A 22,623-nucleotide genomic window follows, 5' to 3' on the forward strand; every position below is an offset into this window, starting at 1 on the left:
GGGGTAACGGCAAAAGCTGGTGATAACTGGCCTCTTGCCATGGCGTTCGACTCGCGCCAGCATGGCGCGTTTTTTTCCGCCTGCCCGATCATGACGTCCAGCCGAATCCTCCTTGCCGCCTGTCTGACACTGCTGCTTGCCGCCTGTGGCGATGAGCACAAGGACAAGGCCCCGAGCCCGACTCCGCCTGCGCAGCCCGCCGCAGTGACGGCGCCAGCCTCCTCGCCTGCGCCGCAGCCGGCTGCCGAGCAGCCGCGCGAGTCGGAAGCCGCGCCGGCTGCGGCTGAGCCGGTGGCATCAGCCAAGGCGCCGGCCGTCGAGGCGGCAACCAGGCCCGAAGCGAAAACCCCTGCCAAGCGCGAGACCAAGGTGGACTCACGGGCGAGGACGGCGAAAAAGCCGGCGGTCGATCCCGCCGTCAAGCAGCCGTTGCCGCCGGTGAAGCTGGACCTGCGCCTGCCCAGGGATCTGGTGCATCAGTTGCAGCCCGACAAGCCGGTGCCGGAGCTGGAAGACAAGCCGCTGTTACCGCCGATGTTCGAGGAGAAGACGGGGCAGAGTCCGTTCCAGGTCGGCGGACGGCTGATCCAGCGCGAACGCAACGAGCGCGAGACCGACGACGACAGTTGGCACTCGGATATCCGTGGCGCGGAGCTGCAGTTCCAGTTCCGTAACTGATCTGTACTTTCGGCGAGGGCTTCGATGCTTATCGCGGACAGAGTCCGCTCCTACAAGATCAAGGGCCCCTCACCCTAACCCTCTCTCGCAAGCGGGAGAGGGGACTGTTCGGTGCAGGATGAAACCGAAGTGTCAGCCGGCACGGACGGCTCCCTCTCCCTGAGGGAGAGGGCTGGGGTGAGGGGGAAGCGCAGGCAGGGATTAACCCGGTAGAAGACAGTTGCTCCCACGAAAAGCCGTCCGGCACCGGGATAGCCGTGGCGTAGGGCGTATAACGTTCGACGTTATACGCCGTTTGGCCTTGGTTTCCGGGCGCTCCGAACTTGGCCACGGCGCCGCAATCTCAATGGACTCCGGGCTTGGTCATCGCGCTGGCGATGCGCACGGCATAACGGCGTACAACCGCGAACGGTTGTACGCCCTACGGATGCTCAGAAGCGGTGCTCGCCGCGGCGGATCGCCTCGAACAGGCCACCATCCAGTGCCCGGTAGCCGGTCTCGCCGGGGAGGCGCACGAACAGGGCTTCGTTCACCTGCTGCGGGTCGTAGGCGCTGCGCTTGAGGTCGGTCTTCTTGTACTTGAAGGTCCCGGTGGTCTCGACCTGCTGCAGCAGGCGCAGGAACAGCGGCACGGCGTAGGCCGGCAGCTCGCGGTCCAGGTGTTCGGCCAGTTGCCTGCCGTCCAGGCTGGCGCCATCGCGCAGGCGCAGCGCGGCCATGCCGCAGCGGCCGTTGGTGCCGGGTATCTCCACGCCATAGACCACCGCATCCTCGACAGCCGGGAAGGCGCCCAGGGCGTTCTCCACCTCGGTGGTCGAGACGTTCTCGCCCTTCCAGCGGAAGGTGTCGCCCAGGCGATCGACGAACTGGGTGTGCTTGAAGCCGATGTCGCGCATCAGGTCGCCGGTGTTGAACCAGGCGTCGCCCTTCTTGAACACGTCGCGGAAGATCGCCGCCTCGCTCTTGGACGGGTCGGTATAACCGTCGAACGGCCACTTGTCGCTGATCTCGCTGATCAGCAGGCCCGCCTCGCCCTTGTCGACCTTTTCCATGAAGCCCTTGGCGTCGCGCACCGGTCGGTCGTTCTCCAGGTCGTAGCGGACGATGGCATAGGTGGCCGGGGAGAAGCCCACGGTGTTGTCGAAATTGAAGACGTTGGTGAAACCGATGTTGCCTTCGCTGGAGGCGTAGAACTCGGTGATCCGCTCGATGCCGAAGCGCGCCTTGAACTCGTTCCAGATCGACGGGCGCAGGCCGTTGCCGATCATGCAGGTGAGGCTGTTGCCGCGTTCCTCCGGGCATTCCGGCTGGTTGAGCAGGTAGCGGCAGAGTTCGCCTATGTAGCCGAAGCAGGTCGCCTGGTAGGCCTGCACGTCTTTCCAGAAGGCGCTGGCGGAGAACCGGCGGCGCAGGGCGATGGCCGCGCCCCCGGCCAGCGCCGCGCTCCAGCACACGGTCACGGCGTTGTTGTGGTAGCAGGGCAGGGTCAGGTAGAGCACGTCGCTGGTGCTCAGCCCCAAGCCCGAGTGGCCGAAGCCGCCGTAGGCCTTGATCCACTTGCCGTGGCTCATGATCGAGGCTTTCGGCAGGCCCGTGGTGCCTGAGGTGTAGATGTAGAAGCAGGCGTCCTTCAGGCGCACCTGGGCGGTCTGGGCCAGGTTGGTCGAACCCTGTTCCTGGGCCATGCGCATCAGGTTGTGCCAGCCCACCGGCGGCTGGCTGGGTTCGCTCAGGGTGTCGCCGTCGGCCACCCAGTAGCAGCGTCCGCCGCTGTTCTCGAGCACCGGGCGGACCTCCTCGAAAGCTTCGCGCAGCTCCTCGCCGACCACGAAGTGGCTGGGCTTGACCAGGTTGAGGCTGTGGCTGAGCACCTGGCCGCGCTGGGTGGTGTTGACCAGCGCGCCGATGGCGCCGAGCTTGGCCAGTGCGGCGAGCACGACCATCAGTTCGGCGCGGTTCTCCAGCATCACCGCCACCACGCTGGCATGGCCCACGCCCTCGGCCTGGAAGGCTCGCGCCAGGCGGTTGGCCCAGCCGTTGAAGAGGGCATAGGACAGGCGCCGGCGTTCGTCGATCAGCGCCGGGCTGTCCGGGTACAGGCGCGCGGCGCGCTCCAGGGCCCAGCCCAGGGAGAGGTTCTTCTCGCGGTTGCGGATACCGGTGTAGTAGAGCCCGCGCAGCATTCGCGGTACGCGGCCGAGGGTGGCGGGCAGGTGGGCCAGGAAGCGGGTCGGGGTGATCAGGTCGGCGTGGGTCATGGCTCTCGCGCTTTGTCGTTGTTCTGCGGGAACTGGCGTCCCATCACTCTAGGAGGTGTTTGCGCATCGAGGCTATGACCCGGACGCGCGGCACGTCAGGCAGTTCGGCAAATGGGCCAGCGGAGGGCAGCAGCGGCACAGCGCAAGCGCCGCAGGGCGAATAACCGCGTGCGGTTATCCGCCTTCCGTTGGGGCGCGCCGAATGGCGGATCCTCAGTCGAGGAACAGGTCCGGCACCAGGCTGCCGCCGTCTGGATCGAAGCGGTATTGCTCGAAGTCGGTCTGCCCCTGTTCGCGCAGGATGTCCTCGTCGATCAGCAGGCGTCCGCTGATGCTGCGGCCCTGGCTTGCGAGGATCGCGTGGGCGGCATCGGCCATGATCGCCGGGGTGCGGGCGCGCTTGAAGGCTTCGCGGCTGCCCAGTTCGAACTCGATGGCGGCGGTGGCGATCATGGTCTTCGGCCACAGGGCGTTGACACTGATGCCGTAGCGCTTGAACTCCTCGTGCATCCCGAGGGTGAGCATGCTCATGCCGTACTTGGTGACGGTGTAGGGACCGTGCTGGGCGAACCATTTGTTGGCGATGTTCAGCGGTGGCGACAGGCTGAGGATGTGGCCCTGACTCTGCTTCAGGTAGGGCAGCGCGGCCTGGCTGCAGACCATCACGGCGCGGGTGTTGATCTGGTACATCAGGTCGAAGCGCTTGGGCTCCAGGCGCTCCACGCCCACCAGCTTGATGGCGCCGGCGTTGTTCACCACCGCGTCGATGCCGCCGAAATGTCCCGCCGCCTTGGCCATGGCCTCGCGCACGGCGTTCTCGTCGCGCACGTCCAGTTGCAGGGCCAGAGCCTTGCCGCCGGCGGCCTCGACTTCCGCGGCGACGCTGAAGATGGTGCCTTCCAGTTTCGGATGGGGCTCGGCGCTCTTGGCGGCGATGACGATATTGGCGCCATCGCGCGCGGCGCGCAGGGCGATCTCGCGGCCGATGCCACGGCTGGCGCCAGTGATGAAGAGGGTTTTGCCGTTGAGGGACATGGTTGGGGCTCCGTGTTCTTGTTGTCGTTGTTGGACGGAATCGCGGATGAATCCGCTCCTACGAAATGTGCTTCCTGATGTCTGGTGCGCTTGGGCCTGCCCTCACCCTAACCCTCTCCCGGAGGGAGAGGGGACTGTTCGGAGCAGGACGAAACCGTGTATTCAGCCGGCACAATCGGCTCCCTCTCCCTCTGGGAGAGGGCTGGGGTGAGGGAAACCAAGCTGTCAGGCGGACTCCAGCGCCTCCACCTCCACCAGCAACTGCCGCGACTTCACCTGCTCGCCCTTGCTCACCTGCACACGGCGGATCACGCCGTCGACGCCGGACTTGAGCGGGTGCTCCATCTTCATCGCTTCCAGCACCAGTAGCAGCTGACCTTTGCTGACCCGCGCGCCCTCTGCCACCAGCACATCGACGATGGCGCCATCCATCGGCGCCTTCACCGTGCCCGAGCCTGCGCCGCCGACCGCGCCGGCGGGTTCGTGGGTGACGTCGAGCAACTCCAGGTTGCCGTCCGCGCCATACAGCCACAGTCGTGCACCATCGCGGTGGAAGGGGAGACGGCGGCGGATGCCTTCGGCTTCGAGAATGGCATCACCGTTTTCTTCCCCAAGCAGGCGCAGCTCGATCTGAACGTTGCCAATGCGCGCCAGCAACGCCGGCTGGGTGCCATGCTCGCGGACCTCCAGTTCGACGATGAATTTCTCCTCACCCTGCTTGAGTGCGAATCGCCACGGCGCGCTGCCGGCGCTGCGCCAGCCGGAGAGCCCCGGTTGGTGCGCGCGGTCACTGGCCGAAGCCTGGTAGAGCAGGGCAGCGGCGCAGGCCAGTTCCAGCGGCTGCGGCCGGCGCGGTGCGAGGCTCGGGTCATTAGCGAACTGCTCGCCGATGAACGCCGTGGTGGCCTTGCCGGCGACGAACTCCGGGTGCTTGAGCAGGTTGGCGAGGAAGCGCTGGTTGCCGGTCACGCCCAGCAGCACGCAGTCCTCCACGGCGCGCACCAGCTTGCGCCGGGCCTCGTCGCGGGTGGCGCCGTAGGCGATGACCTTGGCCAGCATCGGGTCGTAGAACGGCGTCACCGGCTGGCCTTCGCGCAATCCGTGGTCGATGCGGATGCCGTCCAGCTGCGGTGGTGTCCAGCGCAGGACCTGGCCGGTCTGCGGGAGGAAGCCGTTGCCGGCGTCCTCAGCGTACAGACGTACCTCGATGGCATGGCCCTTGAGCTGGATCTGCTCCTGGGTCAGCGGCAGCGGATGGCCCTCGGCGACACGGATCTGCCAGGCCACCAGGTCCTGGCCGGTGACCAGTTCGGTGACCGGGTGCTCCACCTGCAGGCGGGTGTTCATTTCCAGGAAGTAGAAGGCGCCGCTGGCCTCCAGCAGGAACTCCACGGTGCCGGCGCCGACGTAGCTCACCGACGCAGCGGCCTTCACCGCGGCCTCGCCCATGGCGGCGCGCAGCTCCTCGGTCAGCACCGGGCACGGCGCTTCCTCGATGACCTTCTGGTGGCGGCGCTGCACCGAGCAGTCGCGCTCGCCGAGGTAGACGATATTGCCGTGGCGGTCGCCGAACACCTGGATTTCCACATGGCGCGGCTGCACCACGGCTTTCTCAAGGATCAGCTCGCCGCTGCCGAAGGCGTTCTGCGCTTCCGATCGGGCAGTGCGCAGCTGTTCGGCGAGGTCTTCCTCGCGGGTCACCAGGCGCATGCCGCGCCCGCCGCCGCCGGCGCTGGCCTTGATCATCAGCGGGTAACCGATGCGCTGGGCCTCGCGGGTGAGTGTCGCGTCGTCCTGCTCCACGCCTTCGTAGCCGGGGATGCAGGGTACGCCGGCTTCGAGCATGGCGATCTTCGACAGGCGCTTGCTGCCCATCAGGTGGATGGCTTCCACGCCGGGGCCGATGAAGACGATGCCGGCCGTGTTGCAGGCGCGGGCGAAGTCGGCGTTCTCCGAGAGGAATCCGTAGCCGGGGTGGATTGCGTCGGCGCCGGTGCGTTTCGCGGCGTCAAGGATGGCCTCGGGCTTCAGGTAGGACTGGCCCACCGGCGCCGGGCCGATGCACACGGCCTCGTCGGCCAATTGCACATGGCGGGCATTGGCATCGGCCTCGCTGTACACGGCCACGGTGCGGTAGCCCAGGTCGTGGGCGGTGCGGATCACCCGGCAGGCGATCTCGCCACGGTTGGCGATGAGGATCTTGTCGAAGCTGGGCATGGAGATTTCCTCGGGGCTACTGCGCCCAGTTCGGTTTGCGTTTCTGTACGAAGGCCATCGTGCCTTCAGCACCCTCCGCGCCAGTCACCGCTTCGGCGAACTGGCGGGCGGCGTCGTCCAGCAGCGGGCCGAGGGCTTCCGTCTCGGTGGCCAGCAGCAGGGCCTTGGTGGCGGCGTTGGCGCCGGGGGCGCAGCGGCGCACCTGGTCGAGCGTCTGGGCCAGTTGCTCACCGAGGCTTTCGGCGCTGTCCGCGCAGGCATGCACCAGCCCCAGGCGCAGCGCCTCGCGGCCGTCGAAGCGAGCGGCGGTAAGAGCCAGGCGGCGCGCCTGGGTCAGGCCGATGCGCTTCACCACGAAGGGCGCGATCTGCGCCGGCAGGATGCCGAGGCTGGTTTCCGGCAGGCCGAACTGCGCGTCGGCCGCCGTGATGGCGATGTCCGAGACGCAGGCCAGGCCGAAGCCGCCGCCCAGCACCGCGCCTTCCAGCACGGCGACTACTACCTGCGGCTGCGCCTGGGCTTCTTCCAGCAGGCCGCCGAAGGCGCGGTTCAGCGCGGCGTAAGCCTCGGGACCGGCGGCGCGGGCACCGGCCATGTCCTTGATGTCGCCGCCGGCACAGAAGTGCCCGCCGGCGCCGCGCAGGACGATGGCGCGCACGGCACGGTCGTCGCGCACGGCGGCGAGCACCGCGCGCAGTTCGCCGACCATCGCCAGGCTCATGGCGTTGCGGCTGTCCGGACGATTGAGGGTGACATGCAGCACGCCGCCTTCAGGTTCCAGCAGCAGGGTTTCGCAGTTCGGCAATTCGTTCATGCCGGGTTCCTCATGGAGTCGGATGTTCCCTGTAGGAGCGAGCTTGCTCGCGAACCAGCCCCGCTGCAGAGCTGTTCGCGAGCAAGCTCGCTCCTACAAGGGCAAAAGCCCTTAGCCCTTCTTCTTGCCCGGCAGGGTGCCCATCAGCTTGCAGATGATGCCCAGCATGATTTCGTCCGCGCCGCCGCCGATGGAAACCAGGCGGGTGTCGCGGTAGGCGCGCGAGATCGGGTTCTCCCACATGAAGCCCTGGCCGCCCCAGTACTGCAGGCAGGCGTCGGTGACTTCGCGGGCCAGGCGGCCGACTTTGAGCTTGGCCATGGAGGCCAGGCGAGTGACGTCCCTGCCCGCCACGTACAGCTCGGTGGCCTGGTAGGTGAGGGCGCGCAGGCTCTCGATCTCGGTCATCAGCTCGGCCATGCGGAAGTGGATGACCTGGTTATCGATCAGCGCCTGGCCGAAGGTCTTGCGCTCCTTGCAGTAGTCGATGGTGGTGTCGACGCAGTACTCCAGGCCCTTGATCCCGCTGGCTGCGGCGAACAGGCGCTCCTCCTGGAACTGCAGCATCTGCATCATGAAGCCCGAGCCCTCGACGCCGATGCGGTTGCGCTGCGGCACGCGCACGTCGTCGAAGAACACCTGGGCGGTTTCCGAGCTGCGCATGCCGAGCTTGTCCAGGTGCGGGCTGACGCTGATGCCCTTGCTGTTCATCGGCACCATGATCAGCGACTTGTTGAGGTGCGGCTTGCCATCGGAGGTATTGGCCAGCAGGCAGATGAAGTCGGCGGAGGGCGAGTTGGTGATCCACATCTTGCTGCCGTTGATGATGTAGTCGTCACCGTCCTTGCGTGCGCTGGTCTTCAGCCCGGCGACGTCGGAACCGGCACCCACTTCGGAGACGCCGATGCAGCCGACCATTTCGCCAGCGATGGCCGGACGCAGGAACTCCTCGCGCAGCTCGTCGGAGCCAAAGCGTGCCAGGGCCGGGGTGCACATGTCGGTCTGCACGCCGATGGACATGGGGATGCCGCCGCAATGGATGGTGCCGAACTCCTCGGCAGCCACCACCGAGTAGCTGTAGTCCAGGCCCATGCCGCCGAATTTTTCCGGCTTGGAGATGCCCAGCAGGCCCAGCGCCCCGGCCTTCCTGAAGACTTCGTGGATCGGGAAGCGGCCAGCCTTCTCCCACTCGTCGATGTAGGGATTGATCTCCTTCTCGACGAAGTTGCGGACGGTGCGGCGGAGTTCTTCGTGTTCCTGGGTGAAGATCATTGTTGTTGGTCTCCTGAGCCTTGTCTGGTTCACCGCCGCTGGCCCTCTCCCCAACCCTCTCCCTGAAGGGAGAGGGGGCTATCCGGAGTGGCCGGGCGGTCCGTTTCATGCCGGGTCGCTTTGGCTCCCTCTACCGCTTGCGGGAGAGGGCGGGGGGAGAGGGCGTTGGCCCGTACTCCCGAACTCCCGTCAGAACCTCGCTACCCCAAAACTATTCCCCTTGAGCGGCCGCACGGCCGCCTCCGCGCAGATATCCAGCAGGTAGCCAAGCAGCGCGCGGGTGTCGCGCGGGTCGATCAGCCCGTCGTCCCACAGGCTCGCGGTGCCGTAGAGCGCAGTGGACTGGGCGTCGAGCTTCTGCGCGGTCATCTGTTCGAGCATGTCGAGCATCTTCGGGTCGGCTTCCTTGCCCTCCTTGGCGTGCTTTTCCTCGGTGACGATGCGCAATACCTTGCCGGCCTGGGCGCCGCCCATCACGGCGGTGCGGCTGTTGGGCCAGGCGAAGATGAAGCGCGGGTCCAGGCCGCGGCCGCACATGGCGTAGTTGCCGGCACCGTAGGAACCGCCCACGACCAGGGTGAGCTTGGGCACGGTGGCGTTGGCCACGGCCTGGATCATCTTCGAGCCGTGCTTGATCACGCCCAGGCGCTCGGACTCGGTGCCGACCATGAAGCCGGTGGTGTTGTGCAGGAACAGGATCGGCGTGTTGCTCTGCTCGCACAGCTGGATGAACTGCGCCGCCTTGGCCGCGCCCTGCGGGGTGATCGGGCCGTTGTTGCCGATCAGGCCGCAGGCGTGGCCTTCGATGTGCAGGTGGCCGCAGACGGTCTGGCTGTCGAACTCGTTCTTGAAGTCGAGGAAGCGCGAACCGTCGGCGATGCGCGCGATGATCTCGCGCACGTCGTAGGGCTTCTTCGCGTCCGCCGGCACCACGCCAAGCAGTTCTTCGGCCGGGTACAGCGGTGCGTCCCATGCCTTCTTCGGGCGCACCGGCAGCTGCGCATTCCACGGCAACGCGGCGAGGATTTCGCGGGCCAGGCGCACGCCGTCGGCGTCATTCTCGGCCAGGTATTCGGCGGTGCCGGCGACCTGGGCGTGCAGCTCGGCGCCACCCAGTTCCTCATCGGTGGCGATCTCGCCGGTAGCAGCCTTGAGCAGCGGCGGGCCGGCGAGGAACATCTTGGCCTTGCCGCGCACCACCACCACGTAGTCCGACAGCCCCGGCTGGTACGCGCCGCCCGCGGTGGACGAGCCGTGCACCACGGTGATCTGCGGAATGCCCGCTGCCGACATGCGCGCCTGGTTGGCGAAGCCGCGCGCGCCCTCGACGAAGATGTCCGCCGCGTAGTTCAGGTTGGCGCCGCCGCTTTCGGTCAGCGCCACCACCGGCAGCTTGTTCTCCAAGGCGATCTGCTGCAGGCGCAGGGTCTTCTTCAGCCCGGTAGGGGAGATGGTGCCGCCCTTGATCGCGCTGTTGCTGGCGGTCACCAGGCAGCGCACCCCGGCGATGTAGCCGATGCCGGAGATGATGCCGCCGCCGGCCTGGGTGCCGTCTTTGTCGTCGTGCAGCTTGTAGCCGGCCAGCGAGGAGAGTTCGAGGAACGGCGCGCCGGCATCCAGCAGCAGGTTCAGGCGCTCGCGCGGCAGCAGTTGGCCGCGCTTGTCGAACTTGGGCTTGGCCTCGGCGGCCTTGTCCAGCACCTTCTGTTCGACCTCGCGGAAGCTCGCCACGGCGGCCAGCATGGCCTCGCGGTTGCGGGCGAAGTCTTCGCCCTGGGCGTCGATTTCCGACTGGATCACCGGCATGGCTTACTCCTGATCCTTCAAGACATCGGGTAGATAGGCGCGGTGGAAACCGTTGTAGGAGCGACTTTGTCCCGGCTTCGCCTTGGACAGCGGGAAGGCGCGGCTGCCCTGGCTGGCGGCGCCGTCGATGCGAATGGTGTTGCCGCTGATGAAGGCCGCGCCGGGGGAGAGCAGAAAGACGATGGCGGCGGCGACTTCCGATTCGGTGCCGATACGCTTGAGCGGCACGTGCTCGCGCAGGGTCGGGATCACCGCCTTGAACGCGCCTTCGTAGGTGTCCATGCCGCTGGAGGCGATCCAGCCCGGCGCCACGGCGTTGACCCGCACCCCGGCGTGGCCCCACTCGATGGCGGCGGTCTTGGTGAAGTTCTCCATGCCGGCGCGTGCCGCGCCCGAGTGGCCCATGCCGGGCATGCCGCCCCACATGTCGGCGAGCATGTTGACGATGCTGCCACCGGTCTTGCTCAGGCTCTGGTTGAACACTTCGCGGGCCATCAGGAAGCCGCCCACCAGGTTGGTGCGCACCACGGCCTCGAAGCCTTTCAGGTTGATCGATGCCAGCGGCGCGGGGTACTGGCCGCCGGCGTTGTTGACCAGGTGGTGGATCGGTCCGCGCTCGGCGATGACCTGCGCCACCAGCGCCTTCACCGCTTCCTCGTCGCGGATGTCGCAGCTGTGCCAGCTGGCGCTGCCGCCGTCCTCGATGATTTCGCCGGCGGTCTTCTCCAGCTTTTCCGCCTTGCGCCCGACCAGCACCACGTGGGCGCCGAGGGCCGCCAGCTCATGGGCGGTGCAACGGCCGATACCGCTGCCGCCGCCGGTGACGATGATGGTCTGGCCGTTGAACAGGCCGGGTTTGAAGATCGAGTCGTAGCTCATTGTTGTTTTCGTCCTGCTCAATCGTTCTTTGTGCGTTTTGAGGAATTCCTGTGCCAGCGATTTCCCCTCACCCCAGCCCTCTCCCCTAGGAGAGGGGGCCGTCCGTGCCGGCTAACGCCATGGTTTCATCCTGCACCAGACAGTCCCCTCTCCCTCTGGGAGAGGGTTAGGGTGAGGGTGGAGCGCTCAGTTCATCGGCGATGTGCTGCGGCACCGCCACCGGGAATTCCAGCAACTGCTGGGCGAAGGCCTTGCCCTGCGGGTCGATGCGCAGGCTGGCGACACCGCCGCCGCCCAGGGCGTTTTCCAGCAGGAAGTTGAGGCTGTGAGTACCCGGCAGGTGCCAGCGGCTGACGCGGCCAGTCTGTTCGTCCAGCATGTGCTGCATCCACTCGGCCACCGCGCCTTCGCTCAGCGCCTCGGCGATCCACGGCAGGTATTCGGGCTTGCGCGCCATGACGCCGATGTTGCTGTGGTTGCCCTTGTCGCCGGAGCGCGCCACGGCCAGTTTCACCAGTGGTACGCTGGCCTGGGCGGGGCCTTTCGCTGCGGCAACCGGCAAGTCGTCGCCCAGCGCCGCCGGGTCGAAACCATCGATCTGCGGCAGGGACACCGGCTGGCGCTGGCCGTCGATCTCCACGGCCAGTTCGCAGGCGTCCTTGTCGATCAGGAAGGAGAACAGGCGGATCACCGGGTACACGGTCGGGCGTCCGCCGACGATGCCGGTCAGCCCCGGCGCCATGCCGGTGGCGGCCTGGGCGATCTCGCGGGAGAACAGTGCCAGCGCCTCCTTGCGGCTGTGGCGCACGGCGAGCTTCACCACGATTTCGCGGCTGTCGCCCCGGCGCCCGTGGGGGCCGTAGGTGGCTTCGCTGCCGAGCAGTTCGACACTCACCTCGCGGTACGGGCCCCAGCCGCGTTCCATGAGGATTTCCTCGGTCTTGGCGATGATCGCCTGGCTGACCCGTTCGGCCTTCTTCACCGCGTCGATGCCGGCGATCAGGCAACTGGCGGTGCAGCGGAAGCCGTCCGGGTAGGTGGCGCTGACCTTGTATTGCCCGGTCGGCGGCAGGCCGCGCGCGCCGCTGACGGCCACGCTGTTGTCGCCGACCTGGGCGAGCTGGACCTGGGTGAAGTCGCAGACCACGTCGGGCAGCAGGTAGGCGCGCGGGTCGCCGATCTCGTAGAGCATCTGCTCACCCACCGACAGCGGCGTTACCAGCCCGCCGGTGTTCTGCGGCTTGGTCACCACGAAGTCGCCGTCGGCCTGTACCTCGACGATGGGGAAACCGATGTGCTCGTAGTCCGGCACACTTTCCCAGTCGGTGAAGTTGCCACCGGTGCATTGCGCGCCGCATTCGATGATGTGCCCGGCCAGTGCGGCCTGGGCCAGCTTGTCGTAGTCGTTCCAGGCCCAGCCGAATTCATGGACGAGGGCGGCGCTGACCACCGCGCTATCCACCACGCGGCCGGTGATGACGATATCGGCGCCGGCCTTCAGCGCTGCGACGATGCCGGGCGCGCCGAGGTAGGCGTTGACCGACACGCACATCGGCGGCAGCGGGGCGTCACTGAACATCTCGCGGATGCCGGCCTTGGCCAGTTCGCCCAGGCGCGGTTGCAGGTTGTCGCCGTGTACGACGGCGATCTTCAGCGCCACGCCGGCCTTCTCGCAGGCAGCGGCCAGGGCGCTGGCGCAGGCTTGCGGGTTCACCCCGCCGGCGTTGCTGATCACGCGGATCTTTTTCGCCGCGATGTCGCCGAGCAGCGGTGTCATCACTTCGACGAAGTCGGTGGCGTAGCCTGCCTCGGGATTCTTCAGGCGCGCGCCGGCCATGATCGACAGGGTGATCTCGGCCAGGTAGTCGAAGACTAGGTAATCCATCTGGGCACCGCGCACCAGCTGGGCGGCGGCGGTCGAGGTGTCGCCCCAGAAGGCGGAGGCGCAGCCGATACGTACGGTTCTAGTCATTGTTTTGCCCGTGACGTTGGGTGATGGAACGACATTACCAAGCAAGCGCTTGGTTGAAAAGAGTCGATTCGACGTCTCTTGTCGCCAGCAGCCCAACCATTGGATGGCCAAGCGCTTGCTTGGTAGGCTTTCGCGGGCTTACATTTCGTCAAACAACACAAGCACTTGCGTGGCGTTCCCATGAATCGCCGCGAACAGATGAGCCGGATGGGGAGACAGACAGCGTGGATGACCGCAAAGCCCGCGAAGTGATGCTGGAGCTGGTCGGGACCGGGCAGATCACCGACCCGGAGAGCGCCCGCGGCAAGCTGCTGCAGACCGCCGCGCACCTGTTCCGCAGCAAGGGCTACGAGCGCACCACGGTGCGCGACCTGGCCAGTGCCGTGGGTATCCAGTCCGGCAGCATCTTCCATCATTTCAAGAGCAAGGATGAGATCCTGCGTTCGGTGATGGAGGAAACCATCCTCTACAACACCGCCCTGATGCGTGCCGCCCTGGCCGACGCCACCACCCTGCGTGAGCGGCTGCTGGCGCTGATCCGCTGCGAATTGCAGTCGATCACTGGTGGTACGGGGGAGGCGATGGCGGTGCTGGTCTACGAATGGCGTTCGCTGTCGGAAGAGGGCCAGGCCTACATCCTCAGCTTGCGCGACATCTACGAGCAGATGTGGCTGGAAGTGCTGGAAGAAGCGCGTGTGGCGGGCTACAGCCAGGGTGATCCGTTCATCCTGCGGCGCTTCCTGACCGGCGCGCTGTCCTGGTCCATCACCTGGTTCCGTCCCGACGGTAGCCTGACGTTGGATGAGCTGGCCGAGCAGGCGCTGTTGCTGGTGATGCGCGAATAGGTTCCTGGTGTGGGAGCGAGCTTGCTCGCGAACCAACTCCGCTGCGGGGCTGGTTCGCGAGCGAGCTCGCTCCTACGAACAGCGGTCCGGTGCGGGCTCAGAGAATCCGCAACGGATAGCTGAACAGCAGCAGGTGCAGGCTGTTCACCGCCGCATGCAGCAGCACCGCCACCAGCAGGCGGCCGCTGAAGTGGAAGGCCAGGCCGTAACCCAGCCCCGCGATGCCCGCGACCACCGCGAACAACGGGTTGATCGGCCAGTGCACCAGGCCGAAGAGAATGCTCGCGGCTGCCACGCCGAAGAGTGCGCCGAAGCGCCGCACCAGTTCGCTCTGCAGCAGGCCACGGAAGAAGGCCTCCTCGGTGAGCGAGATCACGCAGACGTTGACCAGCATCCACAGCCAGAAGCCCGGCGGCCATTTCGGATTCCACACCACCAGCCCGCCGGCCACGGCCACCAGCGGCACGGCGAATAGGGTGGTGACGATGGCGATGGCGGCGAAGTCCGGCGAGGGCTTTTGCTCCGGATCCGACGTGCGGCGCAGCCACCAGGCGAGCAGGGTGATGCCCACCAGGGCCTTGTCCCAGGACAGGCGCAGGGCATAGACAGGGGCGTCGGGACTGAGCTGGCGAACCGGCCAGAGCGTCCATGAGGTCGTGCCGGGCAACAGGTGCGCGGCCAGCGCGACGCTGATCACCAGGCATGGCAGCCACCAGAGCAGGCGAGGCATGAAACGCTCGCCGTAGAGTGTCCAGGCGACGTAGATGGCGCCGATCAGCAACCCTACCGGCTGGACATAGCCCAGTGCGAATCCGCAGAGCAACAACACGGCGGGTGCCAGCGGCAGGAGCTTCCTGAGCATTCTTTCCTCCATCCAGGAGGCGCAGTCTAGGCAATTTCCACTACTGCTGGCCATCGTTGACGTCAATTTTTGGCTGATCGGTCAGCCACTTGCAGAACATTCAACGTTTGTCTTCGGCGTCCTTGGCGTCCATTTCGGCGTTGCGTTCATGGATACGGCGCAGTTGCTCCTCGGTGAGCGGAAGCTTCTTCGCCGTATCGCGCAGCATCAGCAACGCCCCGACAATCGAGCCCAGGGCAAGGGCGATGATCAACCAGGCATACCAGGGCATGATCCCGTCTCCGACAGTGTTTGTAGCCTCTAACGATACGCTGGCGGGGCGGTTCGCGCAGGTCTTTGTGGCTGGGGCTTATTTCATCCACTGCGTCAGCCGGAGCGTGAACAGGATGCTCAGGCACATGCAGACGAAGGCCAGCCAGGCGTTCGGCCACAGCAGCGGCATGCCGAACAGGATCAGGCTGTCGTTGCCGCCAGGCACCAGACTCGCGCCGGTGCCCATCAGGGCGCCACCGGTCAGGCAGCGGGCAAGATCCGTGGCGCGGGGCCAGCGATGCTGCCAGCTTCCGGAAAGCCAGCCGCCGAGCAGGGCGCCGGCGAACAGCGCGGGGAGCAGCAGGCCGCGGACGCCCAGGTGCATGAAGCGTCCGCTGGCCAGCTCGCTGAGCACATCGGTGTAGCTCCAGGCGCCGACCACGCAGAACAGCCCGAGGAAGCACAATGCGATGACCAGGGTTGCCAGATGCGCGGAGCGTGGCGCGACGCCCGTGCGCCATGCGCCGCGAACTATCCAGCTGCCGCGCAGCGCCAGGGGCAACAGCACCAGCGCTGGCAGGGCGGGCGGCAGGTTCTGCAGCCAGGTGGGCAGGGCCATGGGCATTTCCGCCGCCGTCGCACCCCAATAGCGGGCGAGCACGCAGCCGCCGAGGAACCCCAGCGGCGTGCCGAACCAAGCCCACTGGCCGGAGCCGAGCCGGGCGACGGTGCCGAACACGCACCCGCCGTTGACCAGTGCGCCCACGCCCAGCAGCACGCCACCGGTGACGGCTCCCCAGTGCAGGTCGAACCCCATGGGGACGTTCGGCAGAAGACCGAGCGCGCGCAAGGCGATCAGCCCGGCCATGACCCACAGCGTGGCCTCCAGCAATGCGGCGAAACGAGTCCAGCGCCGATGCTGCAGGGCTTCCTCGATGGCGGCGACCAGGCAGGTGCCGCCGCGCTGGATGGCGAACCCCATGAGCAATGCCAGCGCCAGGCTGGCGAGCAGGATCGGCATCACATTGACTCCCATCGAGGTCGTCCCTCCAGGCAGTAGACGCGGCCCTGGGTCCATTGTTACGCCGCAATGAAGCCCCGATGAAAATTGGGTTGGCCGGGACGGCTGTCACAGGGGGCAGTCTGCCGCCATTACGACCTGCTGATCTGGGCCGATTCGCACAAGGTGCTGCAGTACCTGCGCGAAGAGTGCGAGTGGGAGAAGGTCGGCGGCCTGCTCAGCATGCTCGGCCGCCTGCGCGAACGCCTGAGCGCCTGAGACCCGGAGCAATCCTGCCGGGCGGGCTACGGAAGTCGGCGCGTTTCTGCGACAATACGCGCCGATTTTTTCGCAACCTCCGAGAGAGCCCATGTCCGCCTGCCAGTCTCCGATCATCGTCGCCCTGGATTTCCCCACCCGCGAAGCCGCACTGGCGCTGGCTGACCAGCTCGACCCGAAGCTGTGCCGGGTGAAGGTGGGCAAGGAGCTGTTCACCAGCTGCGCCGCCGGTATCGTCGAGACCCTCAACAGCCGCGGCTTCGAAGTCTTCCTCGACCTGAAATTCCACGACATCCCCAACACCACCGCGATGGCCGTGCGCGCGGCCGCTGAAATGGGCGTGTGGATGGTCAACGTGCATTGCTCCGGCGGCCTGCGCATGATGAGTGCCTGCCGTGAAACCCTCGAAGCCTTCAATGGCCCCAAGCCGCTGCTGATCGGCGTGACCGTGCTGACCAGCATGGAGCGCGAGGACCTGGCCGGCATCGGTCTGGACGTCGAGCCCCAGGAGCAGGTGCTGCGCCTGGCCGCCCTGGCGCAGAAGGCCGGCATGGACGGCCTGGTCTGCTCGGCCCAGGAAGCTCCGGCGCTGAAAGCCGCGCATCCGTTGCTGCAACTGGTCACCCCTGGCATCCGTCCGGCCGGCAGCGCCCAGGACGACCAGCGCCGCATCCTCACCCCGCGCCAGGCGCTGGACAACGGCTCCGACTACCTGGTGATCGGCCGCCCGATCAGCCAGGCCGCCGACCCGGCCAAGGCGCTGCAAGACATCGTCGCCAGCCTGGCCTGAGTGCCTTCTCCGTAAAGTCGCCAGACACGAAAAAGCCCGCTTGATGCGGGCTTCTTTCTTTTCTGTAGGAGCGAGCTTGCTCGCGAACGGATTTCCCGGCGGCTGATGTGTTGGGCGGTTCGCGAGCAAGCTCGCTCCTACAACAACGGCAGTCAGCCGTTGGCCTGTGCCACTTCCGTCCGGCCTACCCAGCGCTCGCGCACCACGTCATAGGTCCAGTTGAAGACGATGGCGTAGGGCAGGAAGAACAGGATCAGGCCGATATCCAGGATGAAGGCCTCCAGCAGGCTCACCGACAGCCACCAGGCGGCCAGCGGCACCAGCAGGAAGATCAGCCCCAGTTCGAACAGCGAGGCGTGCAGCACGCGCACCGGCAGGGTGCGGGTGAAGCCCATGCGCTGCTGGGCGCGGTCGAAGCCGGCGTTGAACAGCATGTTCCACAGGGTGGCGATGGCCGAGAACATCAGGGTCATGGCGCCCATGTGGCCCAGGGGGCGATCCATCAGCCAGGCCAGGACCGGCGCGCAGATGGCGACCGCCAGCAGTTCGAAAAGCACGGCATGGAACAGCCGCTCTTTAAGGGTTTTGTTCGGGCTCATGGGATTCTCCAGTAAACGATTCTCTCGTCTCTCAATAAGGGGGAGGCCGAGAGGGCCGACTCCGTCGGTCCGGCGCTATTATCATCGGTCGACCGGCTGGATATAAGTTGGATAACATCGGTTAAACCGATGGAAGAGGGCGCCACCGATGCAATATTCCCCCGAATCCCTGCAAGCCTTCGCCGAGGCCGCCTGCCTTGGTTCCTTCAGCGCCGCCGCGCGCAAGCTGGGCAAGAGCCAGTCCACCGTCAGCGAAGCCATCGCTCGCCTGGAGATCGACCTGGGCCTCACGCTGTTCGACCGCAGTTCCCGCCAGCCGCAGCTGACCGAGGCTGGCCACGTGCTGCTCGGTCGGGTGGAAGAGGTGTTGATGGCCAACGACCGTCTCGGCCAGCTCGCCCAGCAGCTCGCCGGCGGCCTGGAATCGCGGGTGACGCTGGCCATGTCCGATACCTACCCCTCGGCGCAGTTCGAGGCGCGGTTGGCGGAGATCGACGCGCGCTACCCGGACCTGGAATTCGAATGGTTGATCGCCGAACACAGCGACGTGCTCGACCTGGTCGTCCAGGGCCGCGCCAGCCTGGGGTTGCTGGCCGCGCAGCGGGAATATCCGCCGGACATCGGCTCGGCAACCCTGAACGAACAAGCGGAATTCGGACTGTTCGTCAGCCGCGACCATCCGCTCGCCAGCCGCGAACGGGTAGAGCGGGGGGATTTGCTGGCGTACCGGGCGCTGCGCCTGAACACCTACCTGGATGACGCCGCGCCGCTGCTCGGCGGGCGCTGCTGGAGCGCGCCGAACTACCTGCTGTTGCTGGATATGGCCGTGCTGGGCTTTGGCTGGATCGAATTGCCCAGCTGGATGGTGGGACGTTTCGCCGGTGGGCGCATGCACGAGCTGAAAGTCGCCGGCTGGCCGCGCCGGGTGGCGGTTGACGTGATCTGGTCGCGGCAGCGCCCGACGGGGCCGGCGGCCAGTTGGCTGGTGGAGCGGCTGCTGGGACGCTAGGGTCAGTGGAGGCACCCGCTGCTTCGGAGGTGGACGGCTCCACAGGCGGACTGCTTCACAGGAATGCGGACGAGATGCGTCCGGGCCTATGACAGCTGGCGTGGTGCCAGTAGGATCGGAGTTTTCCTAGAGCGAGAGGTCAGGATGCGCGCCAAGCTGGAGAATTGCCTGAAGGCAGTGGATGACGTTCTGCTCGGCAAGGAGATTCAGGTCCGGCTGGCGCTGACCTGTCTGTTGGCCCGTGGCCACCTGCTCATCGAAGACCTGCCCGGCATGGGCAAGACCACCTTGAGCCATGCCCTGGCGCGGGTGCTGGGGCTGAGTTTCCAGCGTATCCAGTTCACCTCCGACCTGTTGCCCGGCGATGTGCTGGGCACCTCGGTGTTCAACCGGGACACCGGGCAGTTCGTCTTTCATCCGGGGCCGATCTTCGCCGAACTGGTGCTGGCCGACGAGATCAACCGTGCTACGCCCAAGAGCCAGAGTGCGCTGCTCGAAGCGATGGAGGAGGGCCAGGTGACCATCGAGGGCGCGACCCGTCCGCTGCCCGAGCCGTTCTTCGTCATTGCCACGCAGAACCCGGTGACCCAGGGCGGCACCTTCGCACTGCCGGAATCCCAGTTGGACCGCTTCCTCATGCGCCTGTCGCTGGGCTACCCCGGCCGCGCGGCGGAGAAGGCGTTGCTGCTGGGCGAAGCGCGTCGTGACCTGCTGCCGCGCCTGGAACCCATGCTCGACCCGAAGGAGCTGCTGGCGTTGCAGGGCGAGGTGCTGGAGGTGCGCGCCAGCGATGCGCTGGTGGATTACGTGCTGCGCCTGGTCGAGGCCACCCGCAGCCAGCCGGCGTTCGCCCTCGGCCTGTCGCCGCGCGGCAGCCTCGGGCTGCTCGCCGCCGCGCGCGCCTGGGCGCTGCTCGCCGGCCGCGATTATGCGATTCCCGAGGATGTGCAGGCGGTGCTGCCATCGGTGGCCGGTCACCGGTTGCGCGATCAGGCCGACCCCACTGGCCACGGTGGCGGCGCGCTGGTGCAGTGGTTGCTGCGCGAAGTTCCGGCGCTCTGAGGGCTCGCCATGCTGGTCAAGGTCAGGCCGCTGTGGCAGAGCTGGATTGCCCGGCGGATTCCGCCATCGCCGTCGCTGCAACTCAACCAGCGGCGCATCTTCATCATCCCCACCCGCCAGGGCGCGGCGTTCGGCGTTGCGCTGACGCTGATGCTGCTGACGGCGATCAACTACCAGAACAGCCTGGCGTACGGGCTGACCTTCCTGCTGCTGTCGCTGTTCATCGTCGCCATCCTGCACACCTACCGGAACCTGGGCGGCCTGCGCCTGACCGCGCTGGGCGCGACGCCGGTATTCGTCGGCGAGCAGGTGGGCTTCCGGGTTCGGCTGGATGCGGAAGGGCGCGCGCGCCAGGCCATCGCCATCGGCTGGACGGCGGAGCAATTGCATTTTGCCGATGTGCCGGCCGAGGGCGCCGAGGAACTGCGGCTGGATGTGGCGGCACAACGGCGCGGCTGGCTGCGTCCCGGTCGGTTGCGGGTGGAGAGCCGTTTCCCGCTCGGCCTGCTGGTGGCCTGGAGCTGGCTCGACCTGGACCAGGCGGGCCTGGTGTATCCGCACCCGCTCGCCAGCGACCTGCCGCTGGAGAGCGGCGCGGCGGCCGACGAGGAAGAAGGCGTGCGCCCCAGCGGCCAGGGTGTCGATGACTTTCAGGGGCTGCGCCCCTACCAGCCCGGCGACTCGCGCCGGCGCCTGCACTGGAAGGCCTACTCCCGTGGCCAGGGCCTGCTGGTGAAGGACTTCTCCGCGCTGGCCGGGCGCAATCTGTGGCTGGACTTCACGCTGCTCGGCGGCGACATCGAAGGCCGCCTGTCGCGGCTGTGTTATTGGGTGCTGCAACTGTCGTTGCGCCAGCAGCCGTTCGGCCTGCGCCTGCCCGGCGTGCAATTGCCGGTGGCGACCGGTGACGCCCACCGTGAGGCCTGCCTGCGCGCGCTCGCGCTGTTCGGGGAGCGCCCATGAACGCGGCGCAGCCCATTCCCCGGGTCGCGCTGACCTGGCTGCTGGTGGCCCAGGCGGTGGTGATCATCCCGCACCTGGAGCACCTGCCGCTGTGGATCGTCGGCCTCTGGCTGGGCTGCGCGTTCTGGCGCGTCCAGGTGTTCCGCATGCGCGCCAACTACCCCAGCGGCCTGGCCAAGCTGGCGCTGGTCGGCGCCGCCGGGCTTGGCGTGTGGTTCTCGCGTGGCTCGCTGATCGGCCTGGATGCCGGCGTGGTGCTGCTGATCGCCGCGTTCATCATCAAGCTGGTGGAGCTCAAGACCCGGCGCGATGCCTGGGTGCTGATCCTGCTGGGATTCTTCGCGGTGGTGACCAGCTACCTGTTCCAGGACGACATCCTCGCCGCCGCCTTTAGCCTGCTGCCGGTGATCGCGCTGCTGGCGGCGCTGATCGGCCTGCAGCAGAGCAACTTCGCCGCCCGTCCCGGATCGACCCTGCGCCTGGCCGGTGGCCTGCTGTTGCAGGCGCTGCCGCTGATGCTCCTGCTGTTCATGCTGTTCCCGCGCCTGGGGCCGCTGTGGTCGCTGCCGATGCCGGGCGGCAGGGCCACCACCGGGCTGAGCGATTCGATGATGCCAGGGGACATGGTGGAGCTCAGCCAGTCCCCCGAGCTGGCCTTCCGCGTCAGCTTCAAGGGCGAGCCGCCGCCGCGCGCGCAGCTGTATTGGCGCGCGCTGACCCTGGAGAACTTCGACGGCCAGCGCTGGACCCAGGCCGGCCAGCGCCGCGATGCGCCGGCGCCGCAGTGGCTGCGGCAGGGCGTGGCCCTGGAGTATCAGGTGGTGATGGAGCCGAGCGACCATCCATGGCTGTTCGTGCTCGACGTGGCCGAGAACGGCGCGAGCGACGCCCAATTGATGAGCGACTTCCGCCTCGAACGTCGATCCCCGGTGCGCCAGAGCCTGCTCTACAACGCGCTGTCCTGGCCTCGCGCGCTGCTCGAACCCAACGACAACCGTCGCGCCCTGCGCCTCAACCTGAGCCTCCCGGCCGAAGGCAATCCGCGCGCACGGGCCTGGGCGCACGAGCTGCGCGAGCGCTACCCGCAATCCCGCGAACTGGCACAGGCGATGCTGCGGCATTTCCGCGAGCAGCCTTTTGCCTACACGCTCAAGCCGCCGGCGACCGGGCCGGAGCGCATCGACGGCTTCCTCTTCGATACCCGTGCCGGCTTCTGCGAGCACTTTGCCGGCGCCATGACTTTCGTATTGCGCGCGGCGGGGATTCCCGCGCGGGTGGTGACGGGCTACCAGGGCGGCGAGCTGAACCCCGCCGGCAACTACCTGCTGGTGCACCAGTTCGATGCCCATGCCTGGGTGGAGTACTGGCAGGCGGGCAGCGGCTGGACGCGGGTCGACCCTACCGGGGCGGTTTCGCCCGAGCGCATCGAGCTGGGGCTGGAACAGGCGATGAGCCGCGAGGGCAGCTTCCTCTCCGGCGATCCGTTCTCGCCGCTGCGTTACCGGGGCTTCAGTCTGCTCAACGAGCTGCGCCTGAGCTGGGACCAGATCAACTACGGCTGGCAGCGCTGGGTGCTGGGCTACCAGGGCGACCAGCAGGGCGAACTGCTCCGCCGCTGGTTCGGTTCGCCCAACAGTCCCTGGCTGGCGTTGCTCACGGTCGGCGGCGGAGCGCTGCTGCTCGCGGCCCTGGCGCTGTGGCTGTTCAAGCCCTGGCGGCGCCAGCGGGATATCCAGTTGCGCAGCTTCGAGCGCTTCGAACAGTTGCTCACGCCCCATGGACTGCGCCGCGATGCGGGGGAGGGGCACCGTGAGTTCAGCGGTCGCGCCATGCTCGCGCTGCCGGCGCAGGCCGAGACGATTCGCGCCTACAGCCAGGCGTTCGAGGCGCAGCGTTATGGCGGCGCCGCCGCCGACCCCGCGGTATTGCGCGCGCATCTGGCGCGGCTGCGGCGGGAACTGCCGTGGCGCTGGCGGCGGCATCCATGAGGCATGACGCTGGTCACTTGCTGGCGGCTGCATGCCAACTAAC

The 22,623-nt window shown here is 67.2% G+C and carries 20 protein-coding genes; 8 read left to right on the forward strand and 12 right to left on the reverse strand.

Going from position 1 to position 22,623, the window contains the following annotated elements:
• Window positions 1-39: 39 nt before the first annotated feature.
• Entirely contained in the window at window positions 40-678 is a 639-nt protein-coding gene (locus O6P39_RS09285; protein ID WP_275611054.1) for a hypothetical protein, read from the forward strand.
• A 431-nt stretch (window positions 679-1,109) separates the two neighbouring features.
• Here O6P39_RS09285 and O6P39_RS09290 read toward each other — a convergent pair whose 3' ends face one another.
• The 8 genes from O6P39_RS09290 to O6P39_RS09325 all read right to left on the reverse strand — a co-directional run bounded on the left by O6P39_RS09290 (window position 1,110) and on the right by O6P39_RS09325 (window position 12,931).
• Window positions 1,110-2,936: a long-chain-acyl-CoA synthetase gene (locus O6P39_RS09290; protein ID WP_275611055.1), complete on the reverse strand. Its 1,827-nt coding sequence runs from the start codon at window positions 2,934-2,936 to the stop codon at window positions 1,110-1,112.
• A 213-nt stretch (window positions 2,937-3,149) separates the two neighbouring features.
• The gene (locus O6P39_RS09295; protein WP_275611056.1) at window positions 3,150-3,971 is read right to left on the reverse strand and encodes an NAD(P)-dependent oxidoreductase; all 822 of its coding nucleotides are present in this window, start codon (window positions 3,969-3,971) and stop codon (window positions 3,150-3,152) included.
• Window positions 3,972-4,196: 225 nt separating this feature from the next.
• The gene (gene atuF / locus O6P39_RS09300; protein ID WP_275611057.1) at window positions 4,197-6,188 is read right to left on the reverse strand and encodes a geranyl-CoA carboxylase subunit apha; all 1,992 of its coding nucleotides are present in this window, start codon (window positions 6,186-6,188) and stop codon (window positions 4,197-4,199) included.
• A 16-nt stretch (window positions 6,189-6,204) separates the two neighbouring features.
• Window positions 6,205-7,002 (reverse strand): isohexenylglutaconyl-CoA hydratase, encoded by a 798-nt coding sequence (atuE, locus tag O6P39_RS09305; RefSeq protein WP_275611058.1) that lies wholly within the window; start codon window positions 7,000-7,002, stop codon window positions 6,205-6,207.
• A 111-nt stretch (window positions 7,003-7,113) separates the two neighbouring features.
• Window positions 7,114-8,274, reverse strand: a complete 1,161-nt coding sequence (gene atuD / locus O6P39_RS09310; protein WP_275611059.1) for a citronellyl-CoA dehydrogenase — start codon at window positions 8,272-8,274, stop codon at window positions 7,114-7,116.
• 189 nt (window positions 8,275-8,463) lie between these two features.
• Entirely contained in the window at window positions 8,464-10,080 is a 1,617-nt protein-coding gene (gene atuC / locus O6P39_RS09315; protein WP_275611060.1) for a geranyl-CoA carboxylase subunit beta, read from the reverse strand.
• A gap of 3 nt (window positions 10,081-10,083) precedes the next feature.
• Complete coding sequence (locus tag O6P39_RS09320; protein WP_275611061.1) at window positions 10,084-10,959, reverse strand: SDR family oxidoreductase; 876 nt, start codon at window positions 10,957-10,959, stop codon at window positions 10,084-10,086.
• A gap of 166 nt (window positions 10,960-11,125) precedes the next feature.
• The gene (locus tag O6P39_RS09325; RefSeq protein WP_275611062.1) at window positions 11,126-12,931 is read right to left on the reverse strand and encodes an acyclic terpene utilization AtuA family protein; all 1,806 of its coding nucleotides are present in this window, start codon (window positions 12,929-12,931) and stop codon (window positions 11,126-11,128) included.
• Window positions 12,932-13,155: 224 nt separating this feature from the next.
• On the opposite strand from O6P39_RS09325, the gene O6P39_RS09330 reads away from it, so the two are divergent.
• A complete protein-coding gene (locus O6P39_RS09330) occupies window positions 13,156-13,776 on the forward strand; it encodes a TetR/AcrR family transcriptional regulator (RefSeq protein WP_275611063.1) in 621 nt (206 codons plus the stop codon).
• Window positions 13,777-13,873: 97 nt separating this feature from the next.
• On the opposite strand, the gene O6P39_RS09335 is transcribed toward O6P39_RS09330, so the two are convergent.
• The 3 genes from O6P39_RS09335 to O6P39_RS09345 all read right to left on the reverse strand — a co-directional run bounded on the left by O6P39_RS09335 (window position 13,874) and on the right by O6P39_RS09345 (window position 15,926).
• A complete protein-coding gene (locus tag O6P39_RS09335) occupies window positions 13,874-14,638 on the reverse strand; it encodes a CPBP family intramembrane glutamic endopeptidase (protein ID WP_275611064.1) in 765 nt (254 codons plus the stop codon).
• 100 nt (window positions 14,639-14,738) lie between these two features.
• On the reverse strand, window positions 14,739-14,909 hold the full coding sequence (locus O6P39_RS09340) for a DUF2897 family protein (protein WP_275611065.1): 171 nt from the start codon (window positions 14,907-14,909) through the stop codon (window positions 14,739-14,741).
• 78 nt (window positions 14,910-14,987) lie between these two features.
• Window positions 14,988-15,926, reverse strand: a complete 939-nt coding sequence (locus O6P39_RS09345; RefSeq protein WP_275611066.1) for a YeeE/YedE thiosulfate transporter family protein — start codon at window positions 15,924-15,926, stop codon at window positions 14,988-14,990.
• A gap of 72 nt (window positions 15,927-15,998) precedes the next feature.
• Between O6P39_RS09345 and O6P39_RS09350 the strand changes: the two genes are divergently transcribed.
• Both O6P39_RS09350 and pyrF read left to right on the forward strand, forming a co-directional pair.
• Window positions 15,999-16,169, forward strand: a complete 171-nt coding sequence (locus tag O6P39_RS09350; RefSeq protein ID WP_275611067.1) for a hypothetical protein — start codon at window positions 15,999-16,001, stop codon at window positions 16,167-16,169.
• 91 nt (window positions 16,170-16,260) lie between these two features.
• Window positions 16,261-16,959: an orotidine-5'-phosphate decarboxylase gene (gene pyrF, locus O6P39_RS09355; RefSeq protein ID WP_275611068.1), complete on the forward strand. Its 699-nt coding sequence runs from the start codon at window positions 16,261-16,263 to the stop codon at window positions 16,957-16,959.
• Window positions 16,960-17,111: 152 nt separating this feature from the next.
• Here pyrF and O6P39_RS09360 read toward each other — a convergent pair whose 3' ends face one another.
• On the reverse strand, window positions 17,112-17,558 hold the full coding sequence (locus O6P39_RS09360) for a multidrug/biocide efflux PACE transporter (protein WP_275611069.1): 447 nt from the start codon (window positions 17,556-17,558) through the stop codon (window positions 17,112-17,114).
• 148 nt (window positions 17,559-17,706) lie between these two features.
• On the opposite strand from O6P39_RS09360, the gene O6P39_RS09365 reads away from it, so the two are divergent.
• The 4 genes from O6P39_RS09365 to O6P39_RS09380 all read left to right on the forward strand — a co-directional run bounded on the left by O6P39_RS09365 (window position 17,707) and on the right by O6P39_RS09380 (window position 22,580).
• A complete protein-coding gene (locus O6P39_RS09365; protein ID WP_275611070.1) occupies window positions 17,707-18,567 on the forward strand; it encodes a LysR family transcriptional regulator in 861 nt (286 codons plus the stop codon).
• A 144-nt stretch (window positions 18,568-18,711) separates the two neighbouring features.
• Window positions 18,712-19,629: an AAA family ATPase gene (locus O6P39_RS09370; RefSeq protein WP_275611071.1), complete on the forward strand. Its 918-nt coding sequence runs from the start codon at window positions 18,712-18,714 to the stop codon at window positions 19,627-19,629.
• A gap of 9 nt (window positions 19,630-19,638) precedes the next feature.
• On the forward strand, window positions 19,639-20,592 hold the full coding sequence (locus tag O6P39_RS09375; RefSeq protein WP_275611072.1) for a DUF58 domain-containing protein: 954 nt from the start codon (window positions 19,639-19,641) through the stop codon (window positions 20,590-20,592).
• On the forward strand, window positions 20,589-22,580 hold the full coding sequence (locus O6P39_RS09380) for a DUF3488 and transglutaminase-like domain-containing protein (protein ID WP_275611073.1): 1,992 nt from the start codon (window positions 20,589-20,591) through the stop codon (window positions 22,578-22,580). Before O6P39_RS09375 ends, O6P39_RS09380 begins: the two co-directional genes overlap by 4 nt.
• Window positions 22,581-22,623 lie beyond the last annotated feature (43 nt).

It is taken from the genome of Pseudomonas sp. PSE14, assembly GCF_029203285.1.
Classification (GTDB): Bacteria; Pseudomonadota; Gammaproteobacteria; order Pseudomonadales; family Pseudomonadaceae; genus Pseudomonas.